This is a genomic window from Polaromonas sp. P4_F9 (assembly GCF_056401235.1).
On sequence record NZ_JBFUJT010000033.1, the window covers coordinates 47,879 to 66,471 of the forward strand.

An 18,593-nucleotide genomic window follows, 5' to 3' on the forward strand; every position below is an offset into this window, starting at 1 on the left:
CGTTGCACTTCGCTCAAACAACTGCGGCCCTGATCCCGCCTCCATCTGCGCTGCTCAGCCCAGCCACACGGGTGGGGAGCAGATAGCAATACCGAATACTCAAAGAAAAATACCAAAGCAAACCAATACAAACAAGGACACGCCATGGCGTGTCCTCGTGGTTTCAGGTATTCGGGTTTGGTATTCCTTGCCCCATCCCTTCTGTCTGCGCCGAGGAGCACAGGGCCAGGCGGATCAGGGATCGCGATTGTCTGAGCCGCAGGCGAGTTGAGCGAGACCCCGCCTGGTCCGAGCACCGCAGGTTGCCCGTAGCGCAGCGGAGGGACGCAGACAGCAGGGTCGCCTTTTCTTTTGCTTACTTTTATTTTGGCGAAGCAAAAGAAAAGTGAGTAGCCGCCGGGCTACCCCCGGCCAGCAAGCCTCAGCAAAGACCACACTCACCAGAGCAAACCAAAAGCCAGCAACAAACTCACTCCCTTACCCGATTCACCAAAAACACCCCAAAAATAGCCAACCCCCCACCGGCCAGCAGGCTGGCACTCAAAGGCTCCCCCAAAATCAACCACCCCAGCAGCACACCAAACACCGGCACCAGGTTGTTGAACACCACGGTGCGCGCCGCGCCCAGCTGGCGTATGCCTTCGTAGTACCAGACAAAAGCCACAGCCGTGCCGAGCACGCCGAGGAAGACCAGGCCTGCCCACACCTCCGGGGTGAAAGACCCGGCATGCACGCTGGAGATGTCGCGCAAGGCCAGCAGCCCCAACAGCAGCGTGCCCCAGATGGCGGCCCACAGCGTGGCCAGCACTGGCGACAAGCCTTGCAGCAGCTTGCGGCCCAACAAGGTGTAGACAGCCCAGGCACACACTGCGCCAAACATCGACAACTCGCCCTTGCCCAACGATTGCGTGATTTGCGGGAGGTCTCCCCGTGTGACGACCACCCACACCCCCAGCAGCGCCAGGCCCACACCCAGCCAGCGCACCGCCGAGAGCCGGTCGCCCAACAGTGCAGCGGCGAGCAGCAGCGTCACCACCGGGTTGAGCGCAATGATGAGCGATGTGCGGCCTGCCGGCAGCACCGACAGCGCAGTGAAAAACAGCAGGTTGTAGATGAAGATCCCGGTGGCGCCGAGCGCCAGGGTGCCCAGCAGCTGGCCGCGCGTGACCTGCGTGATGGCGCGCAGGCCCTGGGTGAAGTGCAGCGCCACCAGCAACGCCAGGGTGGCAAACACAAAACGCACGAAGCCCGCGGTGGCCGGGGGCAGGTGGGCCGAGATGACGCGCCCGGCGATAAAAGTACCGCCCCAAAGGATGGGCACGCAAGTCAAACGGAGGTAAATGCCCAGCAGCTTGGTGCCGGCAGGCACCGCGCCGGATGTGGCGGCCGGCTGCGCGATGGCGGCAGCGGTGGAAGCCACAGTGGGTGGCGTGGTGGCAGTCGTCATGGTGGTTTTTGTTGGTGGAAAGCGGTGAAGAGGGTAAATGGGGTAAATTGATGCATGAGATTAATTGTTAAATTGCTCACTATCAAATGAGCATTTATTCATCATGAAATCATGAAATCATGAAATCATGAAATCATGAAATCATGAAATCATGACCCTGGCCCAGCTCGAAGTGCTGATCACCCTGGACGAATGCCGCAGTTTCTCGCGTGCGGCCATGCGTCTGGGCACGACGCAATCGGCCGTCAGCCACGCCCTGCGCGCACTGGAAACGCAGTTCGGCGTGAAGCTGGCGCTGCGCGACGCCTCCGGCGTGTCCATGACGGACGCCGGCGAGCGCCTGCTGCTGCGCGCCCGCGAAATGACGGCCCTGGCGGCCACCATGACACAGGAGCTGGGCGACGCCCGGGAGCTGAAAACCGGCACACTGCGCATCGGCTCGTTTGGCCCGACTTCCACTGTGAACCTGTTGCCGCCGCTGCTCGCGGCATTCAAAAAACGTCACCCGGGTGCGCAGGTGCGCATCGAAGAAGAAAGCGACGAGGTGGTGGACGACTGGCTGCTGCAAAAGCGCGTGGAGCTGGGCTTTGTTGTGGTGCCCGACGAACGTTTTGAAGTGCTGCCGCTGGTGCAGGATGAATTCGTCGCCATCCTGCCGGCAAGGCATCCGCTGGCCAAACACAAGGCGGTGCCGATCAGCGCGCTCACGGGGCTGGACTTTGTGCTGACCGAAGCCGGTTGCGGCCCGGTCATCGTGCCCATCCTCCAGAAAAACATCGCACTGCCCAAGGTGCTGTATCACTTCACGCAGGTCATCTCCATCCTGCAGTTTGTGCAGCAAGGCCTGGCGGTATCGGTCGCGGCCCGCCTGGCGCTGCCTGACGCACCCAAAGGCGTGGTTTACCGACCCCTGCTGCCCGCGCAGCCGCGTACGGTCGGGCTTGCCTGTCTGGATGTGGCCGGGCTGTCGCCGCTGGCACGTGCATTTTGGGACCTGGCCAAAGAGCAGAGCAAGGCTTGAGGCCGTGCCCGTTTGCTATCGTTCGCTGTCTATCGGATGGTTCTTTTGACGGCTGTTTCGCCTGCTGTTGTCAGGCCAGCAGCACTTTGGGTTCGAACTTGGCCCGCTTGGTGCTGAAGAAGGCCTTCACGTTGCGCACATTGGCGTCGCTGGTAAAAAGCCGCTGCGCCAGTGCCAGGTAGCTGGGCATGTCGGCCACATGCACCATCAGCACAAAGTCCGGCCCCGGCGACACCCGGTAGCACTGCTGCACGGCCGCATCGGGCGCGACCCGCAACTCAAATGCGTCCAGATGCTCGGCGCCTTGCCGATCGAGCGTGATCTCGACAATGGCGGTCAGGCCGTGCCCCAGCAGGGCCGCAAGCTTGTCGCCGCTGAGCAAGGCCACTTCCCGTTCGATCAGGCCCGCATCGCGCAAGCGCTTGACGCGGCGCAAACAGGTGGGCGGCGAGATATGAACGCGTTCGGCCAAAGCCTGGTTGCTCAGCGATGCATCGGTTTGCAGGCTTTCCAGTAGCTTCAGGTCTACTTCATCAATAGATATTTGTTCCATTAAATTAATGTAAATGAAATTAAATTTAAATGCATGACTATTGAGAAATTAAATTCCATTTTTTGATAAAAATCAATCACATAAGAAAACAACAAGCACGTAGCATCGACACATTGTTTTCAGGAGACTTCCATGTGCGGCATCGTTGCGTCGGTTTCGACAAGAAATATTGTTCCCATCCTGGTGCAGGGCCTGCAGCGGCTGGAATACCGGGGTTATGACTCCTGCGGCATCGCCGTGTATGCCGATGGCCTGAAGCGCGCGCGCAGCACCTCGCGCGTGGCCGAGCTGCAGAGCCAGGTCGACCACGATCACCTTGAAGGCAACACAGGCATTGCCCACACCCGCTGGGCCACGCACGGGGCGCCCGCGGTGCACAACGCCCATCCCCATTTCAGCCACGGCAACGGCGTCAACCCCGCAGGCCGCCCCGGCAAGGTGGCGCTGGTGCACAACGGCATCATTGAAAACCATGACGAACTGCGCGCCTCGCTGCAGGCCAAGGGTTACGTGTTCGACAGCCAGACCGATACCGAAGTCATCGTGCACCTGCTGGACAGCCTGTATGACGGCGACCTCTTTGAAGCGCTGAAGGCGACCGTGGCCCGGCTGCATGGCGCCTATGCGATTGCTGCCTTCTGCAAGGACGAGCCGCACCGCGTGGTGGGCGCGCGCGCGGGCTCGCCGCTGATTCTTGGCGTCGGCAAGGGCAACTCCGAAAACTTCCTGGCCAGCGATGCGATGGCATTGGCCGGCGTGACCGATCAGATCGTGTACCTGGAAGAGGGCGACATGGTCGACATGCAGCTGGGCAAATACTGGGTGTTCGACCGCCAGGGCAAGGCCGTGCAGCGAGAGGTCAAAACCGTGCAGGCGCACAGTGGCGCCGCAGAGCTGGGGCCGTATCGCCACTACATGCAGAAGGAGATTTTCGAGCAGCCGCGCGCCATTGCCGGCACGCTCGAAGGCGTGCACGGCATTGTTCCGGAGCTCTTTGGCGATGGGGCTTACCGCGTGTTCAAGGAGATCGACTCGGTGCTGATTCTGGCGTGCGGCACCAGCTATTACAGCGGCTGCGCGGCCAAGTACTGGCTCGAATCCATCGCCGGCATTCCCACCCAGGTGGAGGTGGCCAGCGAGTACCGTTACCGCACCTCGGTGCCCAACCCCAGGTCGCTGGTCGTCACCATCACGCAAAGCGGCGAGACCGCCGACACGCTGGCGGCGCTGCGCCACGCGCAGAGCCTGGGCATGCAGCACACGCTGACCATCTGCAACGTGGCCACCTCGGCGATGGTGCGCGAGTGCAAGCTCGCCTACATCACGCGCGCCGGTGTTGAAATCGGCGTGGCTTCCACCAAGGCCTTCACCACCCAGCTCGCCGGCCTGTTTCTGCTGACGCTGGCGCTGGCCCAGAGCAAGGGCCGGCTGAGCGACGAAGCAGAGGCGGCACACCTCAAGGCCATGCGCCACCTGCCCGCCGCCCTGCAGGCGGTGCTGGCACTGGAGCCGCAGATCATCAGCTGGTCAGAAGATTTCGCGAGGATGGAAAACGCGCTGTTTCTCGGCCGTGGCCTGCACTACCCGATTGCGCTGGAAGGCGCGCTCAAGCTGAAAGAGATCAGCTACATCCACGCCGAGGCCTACCCGGCCGGCGAACTCAAGCACGGCCCGCTGGCCCTGGTGACCAGCGCCATGCCCGTGGTCACGGTCGCACCCAACGACGCCCTGCTGGAAAAGCTCAAGAGCAACATGCAGGAAGTCCGCGCCCGTGGCGGCGTGCTGTATGTGCTGGCCGATGCAGACAGCCACATCGAAAGCGGTGAGGGCCTGCACGTCATCCGCATGCCCGAGCACTACGGCGCGCTCAGCCCGCTGCTGCACGTGGTGCCGCTGCAGCTGCTGGCGTATCACACGGCGTGTGCGCGGGGGACGGATGTGGACAAACCCCGCAATCTTGCAAAGAGCGTGACCGTCGAATGACGGTCCAGGCACTCCAATGCCCCCTTGATATCATCATTTGGTTCCATATAGCCGAAGATTAAAGATGCCCGCTGCTGTTGCTTCCACAGACCATCGCACTCGGGTTGCCGCCGAACGCCGGTTCCGCATGCGCAAACGATTGATCGAAAGCGCAATGATCGTGTTTGCGCAAAAGGGCGTTGGCGCCAGCGTCATTCCGGATGTCGTTGCGGCAGCTGAGGTCTCGCAAGGCTCGTTTTACAACTACTTTTCCACCAACGAGGAACTGCTGGCAGCAGTCGGCGAGGAACTCAGCAATGAGATGGTGCAACTGATCGAGTCCGTCGTTGGCGAGATCGAAGATCCGGCTTTACGTGTCGCGACAGCCATTCGGTCTTACCTGCACCTGGCGCGCTCTTATCGTGTTGTTGCTCGTTTTCTTGCCAGCGCCGGCCTGCATCTGGGGGGAGAGAAAAGCTCCGTATACGAGTACCTGCCTCCGGATCTCAAGGAGGGCCAGAAGAGGGGGAGCTTCGACGAGATGCCGCTCGACATTGCGATGGACCTGGTCAGGGGCACCGGGTTGGCCGCAATCCATCGCATCGCCAATGGCCGTATCGCCAAGGACTACCCGGAAAGGATAGTCCAGGCCATCTTGCGTTCGCTCGGCGTCACCACCGCCACGGCGGCCCGCTTGACGGCGACACCTTTACCCAAGTTGAGTGCCCCGCCGGAGTCCTTGCTCGCACAGGCGCAGGCGCGGCTTGAGGCGAAGACAATAGCCGCTGGGTGACGTGGTGCCCGTGAGCCTGGAGCGGATTTCAAAACCGAAGCCGCTGCCCGGGCGCGGTGCATGACGTGCAGGCATTGCGAGAAACGAATTTCGCCATGAAGCACTAGGGGCGCACATCGATGAGCGTTTTGGCGAGCAAACTCACGAACTGACTCTCGTCCGCATCCAGCGGAGTGCCGGAGATGATCTCGGCGGCCGCGGCCTCAACACCCAGGGCGCGCAACGCGACGGCTGCGGCTTGCCCGGAAAAGTCTTCCTTGCGGTCAGATTCCATCGTTCCGTGTATCGCACCCAGCACAGCGCCGGCAACGATGTTGAGCGCTAGCGCCATCGGCATGCGCTTGAAGCGCCCTTGCCGGAATCCTTGCTCGATGTCCCGGCGGACGAACTCCAGCATATTGGGACCTTTCTCACTTGGCCACCCGAGCCGGAGGAGGAATCCCGCAAAGGCCGGATAGTGAATGGCGAGCCGCGCCCCCAGCCGAATCCCCCGTGCTACCTGCTCTGCCGAGTCCTCGTGGTTACGCACTATCGGCTCGGCAATACGGATCAATTCATTGGCAATTTCCGTCGCCAGCTCCCGGACAAGCGCGTCTGACGACGGGAAGTACTTGTAGAACGTTCCGCGAGATACCTGTGCCGCCGAGATAACGTCTTCAATAGAGGTCGACGCAGGCCCCTTTTCCGACACCAGGCGCATGGCGCTGCGCAACAATCGCGAGCGCATGCGCTCACGCCGTTGGGCGGCGACCCGTGAGCGGTGATCCGCAATCGCAGGTGAGTTGGTTTTGTTGTCTGGCGAGTCTTGCATTGTGTTTCTTGAAAATGATTTATCCATCATGGCGATCTATATGCCAGGCTTAAAAGTGCGATCACCCATAGGCCTGGGCTACTGAACTCTCTGGCTGGCTCGCTCATCACTGCATTTCGGTGATGTATCAGTCGTTGCCGCCGCAGCTCCCTGGGCGCTTCCAGGGTTTCTCTCTGTGGGCTACGCGTCAATCCTTCCAGGTTCATAACCCCCTCCAGTGGTGAAGCGCGAGCCGTACCCAAGGTTTCATCGCTTAATAATAACTCATTTGTCATGATGACATTTTAGTCAATATGAGGTATATTCCAGATTCGTAAGACGGAAGTTGGCCCGAATCGGCTGGCCCCGCTGATGCCGGAATGCCAGACAAGGCACTACTCGGCGTAACGGAATCGCGACTTGCCCGCGTTAGCTGCGCGAGTGCCAAGGGGTCGGTGCTTAAAGAATTTGACTGGAGAATTGAAATTGAAAATAAACCATCGAACGATAGCCTTGGCTATCATTTCGGCGCACCTGCTCAGCGCGTGCGCCCCCACACACGAGCCCGAGCATGACGATGTGCGTCCGGTGCGGACCGTCGTTGCCGGCCACACGCCAGGAACGGTCGGCTCAAGCTATTCCGGCGAGATTCGCGCCCGCTACGAGAGCCGGCTCGGCTTCCGCACGGGCGGGAAGGTAGTGGCCCGCCTCGTCGAGGTAGGCAGCCACGTCAAGAGCGGCCAGCTGCTGCTGCAGCTCGATCCGACACAGGAAACGCTGCAGGTTGCCGCAGCGGGCGCCGAAACCGATGCGGCAAAAAGCCGTGTCGCGCAAGCGCGGGTCGACGTGCAACGCATCGAGCAGCTGCTGGCCCGCAACTTCGCGTCGCAAGCAGAGCTCGACCAACAACGCCTGGCGCTGTCGCAGGCGGAAGCGCAGTTGCGTTCGGCGTCGGCGCGACAGCAAGTGAACTCGAACCTGCGCGGCTACACCACGCTGTTTGCAGACCGCGATGGCGTTGTTAGTGCGATCAGCGCAGAAGCCGGCCAAGTGGTTGGGGCGGGCCAGACTATCGTCACAGTGGCGGCGGACGGCGAACGTGAGGTAACCATCAGCATTCCCGAGTCGCGGGTCGACGAACTGCGCCGGGCAAAGTCGCTGCAAGTTGCAGTCTGGGCACATCCTGGAAAATCCTGGAGCGGCACGCTGAGGGAGCTGGCGCCGGACACGGACAGCGTCACGCGCACCTACTCGGCCCGCATTTCGATCCAGCAGCCCGACCCGGCCCTGCTTCGGCTGGGAATGACCGCGACTGTCATCGCTCCCGATGTTGACGGCAATAAAGCGATCCGCTTGCCGCTGACGGCCATCGTCGACCGTGAAGGCGCGCGCCAGGTGTGGGTGGTAGACACCAAGACTTCCCAAGTCACACTGCGCGAAGTGAAACTGGGCAGCGCGCAGAACGACACGGTGCTCATTGCCGGCGGCCTGGCAGACGGCGAGACCGTCGTCAGCGCAGGTGTGCACATGCTGCAACCCGGCCAGCGCGTGAAGGTGGCCAATACGCCCGCCGTCGCAGTGGCGGGAGCTTCCAAATGAAAGGCATCAATCTGTCCGAATGGGCATTGAAGCACCAGCAGATGATCGCTTTCCTGTTGCTGCTGCTATCGGTGGCCGGTGTGCTGGCCTACGGCAGCCTGGGCCAGAAGGAAGACCCTGACTTCACCATCAAGACCATGGTCGTGCAGGCCTACTGGCCCGGAAGCTCCGCGCAGCAGATGGCCGATCAGGTGACCGACAAGCTGGAGAAAAAGCTGCAGGAGGTGGCCGAGATCGATTACACCTCCACCTACGTGAAGCCGGGCGAAACGCAGATCAAGGTCAACCTTCGCGAAAGCGTTTCGCCTCAAGCGGTGCCGGACGTGTGGTACCAGGTGCGCAAGAAGATGAGCGACATCCGGCACACCCTGCCCCAGGGCACGCAGGGGCCGTTCTTCAACGACGAGTTTGGCGACACCTTCGGCAATCTCTACGCGATCACCGGCGACGGCTTTGACTACGCCGACCTGCGCCGGTTCGCCGACGCCGCCCGCAACGAGTTCCTCCGGGTGGCGGACGTCAACAAGGTTGACCTCGTGGGCAAGCAGGATGAAAAGATCTACGTAGAAATCTCCACCGCCAAGCTCGCCTCGCTGGGCCTGAACCCGGCATTGATTGCGTCGACATTGGCGCAGGCCAATGCCGTTGCCGCCGCCGGAACCGTGCAAAGCACGAATGAACAGGTGCGGCTGACGGTGAGCGGCGAATTCGACTCGGTCGAAAACATCCGCGCGATCGGCATCCGCGCCGGCGAACGCACCTTCCGCCTCGGCGATATCGCCGAGGTGCGCCGCGGCTTTGTCGAACCGGCCGCCTCCAGGATGCGCTTCAACGGCAACGAAGCGCTCGGCCTGGCGGTGAGCATGCGCAAGGGCGGCGACGTGATACGCCTCGGCGAGCAACTGGACGAGACGGTGCACCGCATCCAGTCGAATCTGCCCGTCGGCGTGCAGATCCATGCCGTCAGCGACCAGCCGCGCGTCGTCGAACACTCGGTGTTCGAGTTCAAGAAGAGCCTGGCCGAGGCTGTGCTCATCGTGCTCGCCGTCAGCTTCTTCTCGCTGGGCATGCGTACCGGACTGGTCGTCGCGTTGTGCATACCGCTCGTGCTGGCAATGACCTTCCTGGTCATGTACCTGCTCGGCATCGACCTGCAGCGAATCTCGCTGGGCGCGCTGATCATCTCGCTGGGGCTCCTGGTCGACGACGCCATCATCGCGGTGGAAATGATGGCCCTGAAACTCGAACAGGGATGGGACAAGTACCGGGCCGCGACCTATGCCTACACGGCCACGGCGTTCCCGATGCTGACCGGCACCCTGATCACCGCCGCCGGCTTCCTGCCGGTGGGCTTCGCCAAGTCGGGCACCGGCGAATACGTGTACTCCCTGTTCCAGGTGGTGGGCATTTCGCTCATCTTGTCCTGGATCGTGGCTGTGCTGTTCACTCCGTACATTGGCTTCAAGCTGCTGAAGGAGAATGCGCACGCATCGCACGATGAGGACGCGGTCTACCAGCGCGGCTTTTACCTGAAATTCCGGCGCTTTGTCGATCTGTGTCTGGTGCACCGGAAGTGGGTCATCGCCATCACGCTCGTTCTTTTCGCCGGTTCGCTCGCGCTGTTCAAGGCCGTGCCGCAGCAGTTCTTTCCGGCATCCGACCGGGCGGAGCTGATGGTGGACCTGTGGATGCCGAAGGCGTCGACTTTCGAGGCAAGCCAGCGCGAGGTGCGGGAGCTTGAAATCCTGCTCAAGGGCGATCCCGACATCGAGGCGGTGACCAGCTTCGTCGGCAACGGCGCCCCGCGCTTCTACCTGCCGCTGGACGTGCAGACGCCGAACCTGAACCTCGGCGAGATGCTGGTGATGACCAAGGGCGGCGAAGCGCGCGAGCGGGTGCTGGCCAAGATCCAGACGCTGTTCGAAGGCAAGTTCCCGAACGTGCGCGGCCGCGTCAATCGCCTGGAAAATGGTCCGCCGGTGGGCTATCCGGTGCAGTTCCGCGTCTACGGTAACGACAACGCCAAAGTGCGCGAAATCGCCGATCGCGTGGCCGGCATCCTGCGCACCAACCCCCATGTGCGTGGCGTGAACCAGGACTGGGGCGAACGCATCAAGCGCGTGCGGGTCGACGTCGACCAGGACAAGGCGCGCGCTCTGGGTATCAGCTCCTACCAGATCAAGCAGGCGCTTGAGGCCTCGCTGTCCGGCACGCCGATCACGCAGTACCGTGAGGAAGACCAGGGTATCGACGTCGTCGCGCGGCTGGTGGCATCGGAACGCACGGACCTGAACAACCTGAAGGACGCGAAGATCTATGTGCGTGACGGCAAATTCGTGCCGGTTTCGCAGGTGGCCCGGATCACGCTCGAGAGCGAGGAAAGCGAGCTGTGGCGGCGCAACCGCATTCCGACCCTGACCGTGCGCGCCGACATCACGGGCGCACAGGCGCCGGACGTGACCCATGCGCTGCAGCCGAAGATGGAGGCGCTCGCGAAAGAGCTGCCGCTGGGCTACGGCATCGAGACCGGCGGCGCGACCGAGTCGAGCGAGAAGGCCCAGAGTTCGGTGAACGCGGTCATGCCCGCCACGCTCATCATCGTGCTTGTACTGCTAATGATCCAGCTGCAGGACATGAAGAAGATGGCCCTGGTGCTGTTGACCGCGCCGCTCGGCTTGATCGGGGTCAGCGTGATCATGGCGATGTTCCGTATTCCGTTCGGCTTCGTCGCCATGCTGGGCGTGATTGCGCTGGCGGGGATGATCATCCGGAACTCGGTGATCCTCGTCGTGCAGATCGACCAGGAAACCGCCGCCGGGACCCCGTTGTGGACAGCCATCGTCGAGTCAGCCGTGCGCCGCCTGCGCCCCATCGTGTTGACCGCGCTGGCCGCCATCCTGGCCATGGTGCCGCTCACCCACTCGGTTTTCTGGGGCCCGATGGCCTGGGCAATCATGGGCGGGCTCGCCGTCGCCACGCTGCTGACGCTGATTTTCCTGCCCGCACTGTATGCGGCGTGGTACCGGGCCAAGCGCCCCTCTGCCACCCTGGCCGCAAATCCCTGAAGAAAGATGTATCCATGAAAAAGCTATCTAACACCACCCGCCGGACGACTCGTTCGGCCCTGGGCCTCCTGCTTGCCCTGGGCGCCGCACACTCCCATGCCATTGACCTGGTCGGCGCCTACGAGCAGGCGCTGCAGAACGATCCGACCAGCCTTGCCGCCAACGACGCGTTGGCGGCGGGCCGCGAGAAAGCCATGCAGGGCGACGCCCTGGTGCGGCCGCGCGTCAACCTGCAGACGGGGGTGAGCCGCATGCATGTGCACTCGACCTCCGACGCGCCGTCCGCCTTCGCGGCATTGGCGCCGACCGACAGTACGGGGACGGTGCGGCAAGCGGCATTGGAGGTCGTGCAGCCCTTATATGACAAGACGGCGACTGCGACCAGGCAGCAGCTGCATGCGCAGTCCGCGCTCGCACAGACACAATTCAATCAGTCGCGCCAGAATCTCGCGCTGCGCGTTGCCGACGCCTACTTCGGCGTCGTGGTGGCCGAGGAGACGCTGCGCGTAGTGCAAGCCGAGAAAGCGGCATTGCGCCAGCAGCGTGACCGCGCCAAGGCGCGCTTCGAGATCGGGCAAGGCAGGATCACCGACCTTAACGAAGCGCAAGCGCGCCTGGATGGCGTAGAAAGCCGGGAGATCTCAGCGCAATCGTCGCTCGAACTGCGGCACGCCCAGTTCCGGGAGACGATAGGCGCGTCACCGGCGCAGCTCGTGAAACTGGCTCCCTCATTCGCTGCGCGCTTGCCCGAGCCGAACGACCTGCTCGCCTGGCAGGCGAAAGGCGAGGACCAGAACAGCTTGATCAAGGTCAGGCAAAACGAGTTCCAGATCGCCGGCGCCGAGATCGACAAGTACCGTCTCGCCAATCGTCCGAACCTGGCCTTCGTGGGCAGGTACGCCGCGACGGGGCAGAGCGGGAGCCTTTCGCCGCTGGTCGCCTCAAGCGGCCGAACCGGACTCATTGGACTGCAGCTGAACATACCGCTTTACGCTGGCGGTGGACTGGATTCGCGCGAGAGGGAAGCCATCGCCAAGCATAGCCAGGCCGAGCAGGAGGTTGCAGCAGCGCGGCGCGACGTGCGGCTGAAGGTGCAGGACGGATTTCTTGCCGTGAAGACTGGCGTGTCCCGCATTGCCGCGACCGAGCAGGCGATGGTCTCGGCGCGCAGCGCGCTGGAGGCGACGACGCTCGGGCGCGACGTCGGTACCCGCACCGAGCTCGATGTGCTCGATGCGCAGCAGAGGTTCTATGGCGCGGAACTGGATCTTGTCCAGGCGCGCGTCGACTACCTGCTGGGGCGCCTGCGGCTGGCCGATGCAGCCGGCGAATTGAACGAGGGTAGTCTGCGCTCGCTGAGCCTGTGGCTTGCGTCCTGATGGAGCAAGGAACGCAAGAAGAAGGAAACGGGTATGCAATCGGGATGCAACCGGGATCTCGATTCATGGTGGCGCGTCTCGCCCGCTGGGTGCTGTACGCAGGCGCAGCTGTGCTGCTGGCCGCCTGCTCGACGACGCGGCCCTGGTTGAACCAGCCGATCACTGCGGAGTCGCCCAAGCCGTCGTTCATGCCTGTTCAGGTGTCGGCGCAGGAGCAGGCTCCCTCCATGATCGCTGCCATCACCTTGTCCGGCGGCGGCGCCCGTGCGGCTGCCTTCGGTCTGGGTGTGCTCAAGGAACTCAAGGCCACGCAGTTTGAATGGGAAGGCCGAACGACCAGCATCCTGGACGAGGTCGGACTCATCAGCGGCGTCTCCGGCGGCAGTGTGCTGGCGGCCCATTACGCCGCATTCGGCGACGATACCCTCACGAACTTCGAGCGCGACTTCCTGCTGGCGGACTTCCAGTCCGGCCTGGTTGCGCAGGCCGTCTCGCCGAGTACGCTTTACCGGCTCACCTCACCCTGGGTCGGCCGCACCCATGTGCTGGAGGAAAAGCTGAACGGACTCTACCAAGGAAAGACCTTCGCCGACCTGCAGAGCCGACAGCGCGGCCCGCGGCTGCTGGTGACTGCCACCGACCTGACGACCGGGGCCCCGTTCGAATTTACGCCGGAACAATTCGCATTGATCTGTTCCGACCTGGACAACGTACCCTTGTCCTTCGCGGTCGCCGCATCGTCTGCCGTGCCGATCCTGCTCAGTCCCGTCACATTGAAGAACTACGCCGGCTCGTGCCCGCAATCCTTGCATGTCGCCAATGCCGCGCGAAACGACAACAACCTGGAGGCTCGGCTGTTGCAAGCGAGTTTGCAGAGTTACCTGGACGTCGACAACCGGCCGTTCCTGCACCTTGTGGACGGCGGACTGGTCGATAACCTCGGCGTGCGCGGCCTGCTGTATCGCGCCGCCGCGGGAGGATCGCTCGATGCGAGTTTTCAGAACCTGCCCGCGGGTTCCGTGCGCGAGATCGTGCTGGTCAGCGTGAACTCGGAGCGTGACATCGCCGAGCGCATTGACCGCAGCGACCGTACTCCGAACATCGGCCAGGTGCTGGATTCTCTGGTATTCGGCGCCGGATCGCGGGCCACGAAAGAGACGCTCGCGGCGATGAGCGACAACGCACGCCGATGGACGCAGGAACTGACTGCGCTGCGTGGCAAGCACGGCAGCCCGTTTGCGCCGGACGCCGAGATCCATGTCATCAGTGTCAGCCTGCGCGACGCGAAGAACACGAAGGCGAGCCAGGCGCTCCTGCAAGTTCCGACCGCGCTGACCATCCTGCCGTTCCAGGTGCGTCAGCTCCAGGAAGCAGGTCGCGCCGCGCTGCGCGAATCGCCGGAATTCCAGCAGCTTCGCGACAGTCTGCTTACAGATTCTGGCCGCACGCCACGCCAGGTAAACCCGGCAGAGTAGCCGTTGCCGACTATCAAGAAACCCAACGACGGGGTTAATTTTGCAATGCTACGGATGGCCTATCCGTTCTGAAACAGAGCGCCCGCCACAGCATCTTAAAAAGGAGATTTTTCATGTTCGTACGTCGTTACGCCCCTCTGAGATCACGCAAGGTCGAAGCGATCAAGGTTCATCACTTTGTTCCAGGCCGCCACAAAGTCACGCACGAATGACTTCTGCGAGTCGCTGCACGCATAGACTTCCGCGAGGGCTCGGAGCTGGGAGTTCGAACCGAAGACGAGATCCACGATGGTGCCCGTCCACTTGAGCTCGCCCGTTGCCCGATCGCGCCCCTCCAACACGCCTTCAGAGGTGGCGGACTTCTGCCACTTCGTGCTCATGTCGAGGAGATTCACGAAGAAGTCATTGGTCAATGCTTCGGGTTGCTTGGTGAAAACACCGTGTGTGGACTGGCCGACGTTCGCATTCAGGGCGCGCAGGCCGCCGATCAGAACCGTCATCTCAGGGGCGGTCAGCGTCATCAACTGCGCCTTGTCCACCAGCAGCTCAACCGCCGATCCCTCGAGTCCCTTGCGGACGTAGTTGCGGAACCCGTCTGCGGCCGGCTCCAGTACGGCGAACGCGTCCACATCGGTCTGCTCCTGCGACGCATCCATGCGCCCCGGCGAGAAGGGAACCTTCACGTCTTGGCCGGCCTTCTTCGCAGCTGCCTCGACGGCTGCGCAGCCGCCCAGAACGATCAGGTCTGCAAGCGAAAGCTTCTTGCCGCCAGACTGCGCGCTGTTGAAGTCCTTCTGGATCGCTTCCAGCTTCTGCAGGACCTTTGCCAGTTCAGCCGGTTGGTTGACTTCCCAATTCTTCTGCGGCGCCAGGCGAATACGCGCGCCGTTCGCTCCACCGCGCTTGTCGCTGCCGCGGAACGTTGCAGCAGAAGCCCAGGCCGTGGTGACCAGTTGGGAGATGGACAGGCCAGATGCGAGGATCTTGGCCTTCAGGGCAGCAATGTCCTGCTCGTCGATCAATTTGTGATCCACTGCGGGGATGGGGTCCTGCCACAGCAGCTGCTCCTTGGGAACGAGCGGGCCAAGATAACGCGACAGGGGGCCCATATCGCGGTGCGTCAGTTTGAACCACGCCCGGGCGAATGCGTCCGCGAACTGATCCGGATTCTCATGAAAGCGCCTTGAAATTTTTTCGTAGACAGGGTCGAGCCGCAGGGAGAGGTCCGTGGTCAGCATGGAAGGCGCGTGACGCTTCGACGGGTCGTGGGCATCCGGCACGGTATCGGCGCCCGCGCCATGCTTCGGTTTCCACTGATGCGCGCCGGCCGGGCTCTTCGTCAGTTCCCATTCGTAGCCGAACAGGTTCGAGAAGAAGTTGTTGCTCCATTTTGTTGGCGAACTGGTCCAGGTGACCTCCAGGCCGCTGCTGATCGTGTCACCCCCTTTGCCGGTGCCAAAGCCGCTGTTCCAGCCCAGGCCCTGCTCCTCGATGCCGGCAGCTTCCGGCTCGGGCCCCACATGTTTCACATCGCCGGCGCCGTGGGTTTTGCCGAAGGTGTGACCGCCAGCGATGAGCGCMACSGTCTCTTCGTCGTTCATCGCCATGCGAGCGAAGGTCTCGCGGATATCCCGCGCCGCAGCGATCGGATCCGGGTTACCGTTCGGGCCTTCCGGATTGACGTAAATCAGACCCATCTGCACGGCACCGAGCGGATTTTCGAGATCCCGGTCGCCGGAGTAGCGCTTGTCACCCAGCCAGGTGTTCTCAGAGCCCCAGTAGACGTCTTCTTCCGGTTCCCAGATGTCCTCACGCCCACCGGCGAAACCGAACGTCTTGAATCCCATCGATTCCAGCGCGACGTTGCCAGCGAGGATCATCAGRTCMGCCCAGGAGACTTTGCGGCCRTAYTTCTGCTTGATCGGCCARAGCAGSCKRCGSGCCTTGTCGAGGTTGACGTTGTCCGGCCAGCTATTCAGGGGAGCAAAGCGCTGGTTGCCACTCCCTGCGCCGCCGCGACCGTCGGCGATACGGTACGTGCCGGCGCTGTGCCATGCCATGCGAATGAACAAAGGTCCGTAGTGGCCGAAGTCCGCCGGCCACCAGTCCTGTGAGTTGGTCATCAGCGTCAGGAGATCCTTCTTCACGGCCTCCAGGTCGAGGCTCTTGAACTCCTGGGCGTAGTTGAACGCCTCGCCCATGGGGTCGGACATTGCGGAATGCTGATGCAAGATGTTCAGCTTCAGTTGATTGGGCCACCAGTCTGAGTTCGATGGCGCTCCAGCCACCGTGTGTTTGCGAGCGTCGCCCGAGAATGGGCAGTTGGGTTCGGTTGACATGGTTTTCTCCTTGGGTTGTTTGCAACTGATTACGCAATCTAGTCTAGGGTTTGGGTACCGATCGATCAATGAAATTTTGCTAATGGAAACGATAGTCCGGCCTGACAAGCTCACCGGACCTACTTCTGGGCCTGCGCATAGCGAAGATAGTCGGCGCTGATCCGCCTTGAATGGGTGACCAGCGCGCGAACGAAGGGCAATCGCGCCACCTCGTAGCGGGCCAAAGCGGCGGAAACGGGCTCGTTTGCGCGCCGGTCTGCCAGCATTTGGGCCAGCACCGCCGCATCCTCCACCCCGGTCGCGAAGCCGCGACCTGTCATTGGTGAAACGACGTGGGCAGCGTCACCCACGATCGCCAGCGCGCCACGTGCCAACCGATCCGGTTTGTATTCGGCGATCGGGGCGCCACTCAGTACGTCTGTCGCGCGCACCCCGACAGCCACCGCCTCCGCCCATGTTTCCGGCCAAAGCTGTGGGATGAGCGCAACCAGTTCTGCCCGGACATCTTCGTCAATCGTCCCGCGTCCGAGCGTTCCCACTATGTAGCCGTCCGCCGTCAGGCGGTTGGTGCGACGGAGCAACTCTTCCTGATGCACATCGAACCATGCGAATGTGACTTGACGCTGTCCGGCTTCCACCGACCCGTCGCGACCGGGAAGCACCGCGGCAACCAAACGGTAGCCCTCGACAAACTCTATCCACAGACCGCCGTTCGATGGCCAAGGGACAGGACGCTCCAGCGTTTGCTCCTCGATGAGCCCTCGCCAGACGACGTAGCCGGCATAGCTGGCCAATGGAGCGTCCGGGGCAATCGTGCGGCGAACGATGCTGTGATAGCCGTCAGCGCCGATCACCGCGTCGGCAACACGCTCGGTTCCGTCTGTGAAGGAAAGGTGCACACGATCGCCCGCGTCGGTCACCGATGCGACGGTCTTACCCTCTTCGAGAATGATGCCGGGCGTCTCGGCGACCCTGTCATGGAGCCAGGAGTACAGCGCAGGCCAAGTGGTCAGGTGACGATCGCGGTATGCAGGAACGACGGGCAAGCTCGAATGCGCGCGCGGATCATGACCGACGGTCGCGGCCAGCGCTGCAAGATCAATACTCAGGCTGTCGCCCCCGTGCTCGCGGCGGACAGAACGCTCAACGACACGAACGGGCAAGCCTCGGGTGGCACAAGCGAGCGCCAGGGTGAGTCCGGCGAGAGACCCTCCGGCGACGACAATCTGCGGGTGTGTGGTGTTCAAGATGAGTGATCCATTGACCGAAGCGCCATGCGCTTCGGTCAATGGGATTGCTTTCGGGTTTAGACGATGCCGGCGCCCAGGGCCGGGAAGACGTCCGTGAACAGCAAGGTAATCAGCTGCTGGCCGGTCGGGGTAGACCAGTCCTGCGCGATTTCTGCCATGAGCGTGTTGGTGGCGGTGAGCACCACGCCCGCATCGTGCATCCGCTGGCGCGAGAACTCTTCGGAGAGATCACTCGGTGACCCGGAAGCATCCATCACAGCCTGAACGTTGAAGCCTTCGAGGGCTGCGTCAATGGACGGGAAGATCAGGCAAACGTCGGTGGTAACGCCCGCCATGATCAGGTTCTTGCGCCCGGTGGCGAGCACCGCATTGCGGAAGTCGGCATAGGCCCAGGCGTTGACCACGCCAGGGCGCTTGATGCGTGCCGCGTGTTCTTTGGGCAGGATCTCGGCGATTTCCGGGAGGATCGGGCCTTGGGCGTGATCTTCCTGGCTGGACGTGATCACGGTCGGGATATTGAGTATCTTCGCCATTTTGGCCAGCGCAATCGACTGCTTGGCGGCGAGCTCTTTGCCGATGTTCTTGATCAGTTGCATCGTGCCGACCTGATGGTCGATCAGCAGCAAGGCAGAGTTCTCGGCGGTGAATCGTTCAACTTTCATGATGTAGCTCCTAAGGCTTCGCTGAACAAGTACCGCCAAAGCGCCCGCTCGGGTTGATGACGGTTCGATTTGGATCAAATAGATTGCTGAACTGCCTGTTTCGCGGGCCTCCTGGCCCGTTTTCCGCTCTCATGGGCCCACCTGTGCCATCAGCCGTTGTCGGCTGAGGTAGATGTTGGCCAGCGCCAATGCCGTAAAGGCGCGTGTAGCGTTCTTGGCCAGCCCGCGGTAGCGCACCTTGCCAAATCCCCACAGCCG

Annotated in this window: 13 protein-coding genes and 1 pseudogene; 7 read left to right on the plus strand and 7 right to left on the minus strand. The window is 62.4% G+C overall.

Translation table 11 applies throughout. The features are described from left to right. Positions 1-469 precede the first annotated feature (469 nt). A complete protein-coding gene (locus AC1DUB_RS23105) occupies positions 470-1,447 on the minus strand; it encodes a DMT family transporter (RefSeq protein ID WP_477731506.1) in 978 nt (325 codons plus the stop codon). A 151-nt stretch (positions 1,448-1,598) separates the two neighbouring features. Between AC1DUB_RS23105 and AC1DUB_RS23110 the strand changes: the two genes are divergently transcribed. Beyond that, positions 1,599-2,468, plus strand: coding sequence for a LysR family transcriptional regulator (locus AC1DUB_RS23110; protein ID WP_477731507.1), 870 nt, complete (start codon positions 1,599-1,601; stop codon positions 2,466-2,468). Between the two features lie 70 nt (positions 2,469-2,538). Here AC1DUB_RS23110 and AC1DUB_RS23115 read toward each other — a convergent pair whose 3' ends face one another. Continuing rightward, positions 2,539-3,021: an Lrp/AsnC family transcriptional regulator gene (locus tag AC1DUB_RS23115; RefSeq protein WP_477731508.1), complete on the minus strand. Its 483-nt coding sequence runs from the start codon at positions 3,019-3,021 to the stop codon at positions 2,539-2,541. Between the two features lie 132 nt (positions 3,022-3,153). On the opposite strand from AC1DUB_RS23115, the gene glmS reads away from it, so the two are divergent. Both glmS and AC1DUB_RS23125 read left to right on the plus strand, forming a co-directional pair. After that, positions 3,154-5,004, plus strand: coding sequence for a glutamine--fructose-6-phosphate transaminase (isomerizing) (glmS, locus tag AC1DUB_RS23120; RefSeq protein ID WP_477731509.1), 1,851 nt, complete (start codon positions 3,154-3,156; stop codon positions 5,002-5,004). A 64-nt stretch (positions 5,005-5,068) separates the two neighbouring features. Continuing rightward, on the plus strand, positions 5,069-5,776 hold the full coding sequence (locus AC1DUB_RS23125; protein WP_477731510.1) for a TetR/AcrR family transcriptional regulator: 708 nt from the start codon (positions 5,069-5,071) through the stop codon (positions 5,774-5,776). 103 nt (positions 5,777-5,879) lie between these two features. Here the strand turns inward: AC1DUB_RS23125 and AC1DUB_RS23130 are convergent, their stop codons facing one another. Continuing rightward, positions 5,880-6,617: a TetR/AcrR family transcriptional regulator gene (locus AC1DUB_RS23130; RefSeq protein ID WP_477731511.1), complete on the minus strand. Its 738-nt coding sequence runs from the start codon at positions 6,615-6,617 to the stop codon at positions 5,880-5,882. 462 nt (positions 6,618-7,079) lie between these two features. Here AC1DUB_RS23130 and AC1DUB_RS23135 point away from each other — a divergent pair, with 462 nt between their 5' ends. The 4 genes from AC1DUB_RS23135 to AC1DUB_RS23150 all read left to right on the plus strand — a co-directional run bounded on the left by AC1DUB_RS23135 (position 7,080) and on the right by AC1DUB_RS23150 (position 14,084). After that, entirely contained in the window at positions 7,080-8,165 is a 1,086-nt protein-coding gene (locus AC1DUB_RS23135; RefSeq protein ID WP_477731512.1) for an efflux RND transporter periplasmic adaptor subunit, read from the plus strand. Continuing rightward, on the plus strand, positions 8,162-11,230 hold the full coding sequence (locus AC1DUB_RS23140) for an efflux RND transporter permease subunit (protein ID WP_477731513.1): 3,069 nt from the start codon (positions 8,162-8,164) through the stop codon (positions 11,228-11,230). Before AC1DUB_RS23135 ends, AC1DUB_RS23140 begins: the two co-directional genes overlap by 4 nt. 14 nt (positions 11,231-11,244) lie before the next feature. Next, entirely contained in the window at positions 11,245-12,609 is a 1,365-nt protein-coding gene (locus tag AC1DUB_RS23145; RefSeq protein ID WP_477731514.1) for a TolC family outer membrane protein, read from the plus strand. Between the two features lie 65 nt (positions 12,610-12,674). Beyond that, entirely contained in the window at positions 12,675-14,084 is a 1,410-nt protein-coding gene (locus tag AC1DUB_RS23150) for a patatin-like phospholipase family protein (protein WP_477731515.1), read from the plus strand. Between the two features lie 143 nt (positions 14,085-14,227). Here AC1DUB_RS23150 and katG read toward each other — a convergent pair whose 3' ends face one another. The 4 genes and pseudogenes from katG to AC1DUB_RS23170 all read right to left on the minus strand — a co-directional run. Next, positions 14,228-16,423, minus strand: coding sequence for a catalase/peroxidase HPI (gene katG, locus AC1DUB_RS23155; protein WP_477731516.1), 2,196 nt, complete (start codon positions 16,421-16,423; stop codon positions 14,228-14,230). A 119-nt stretch (positions 16,424-16,542) separates the two neighbouring features. After that, positions 16,543-17,670 (minus strand): FAD-dependent monooxygenase, encoded by a 1,128-nt coding sequence (locus tag AC1DUB_RS23160; protein WP_477731517.1) that lies wholly within the window; start codon positions 17,668-17,670, stop codon positions 16,543-16,545. A 59-nt stretch (positions 17,671-17,729) separates the two neighbouring features. After that, entirely contained in the window at positions 17,730-18,335 is a 606-nt protein-coding gene (locus tag AC1DUB_RS23165) for an isochorismatase family protein (RefSeq protein ID WP_477731518.1), read from the minus strand. 129 nt (positions 18,336-18,464) lie between these two features. Continuing rightward, positions 18,465-18,593, minus strand: a pseudogene (locus AC1DUB_RS23170) (IS5/IS1182 family transposase); the annotation flags it as partial.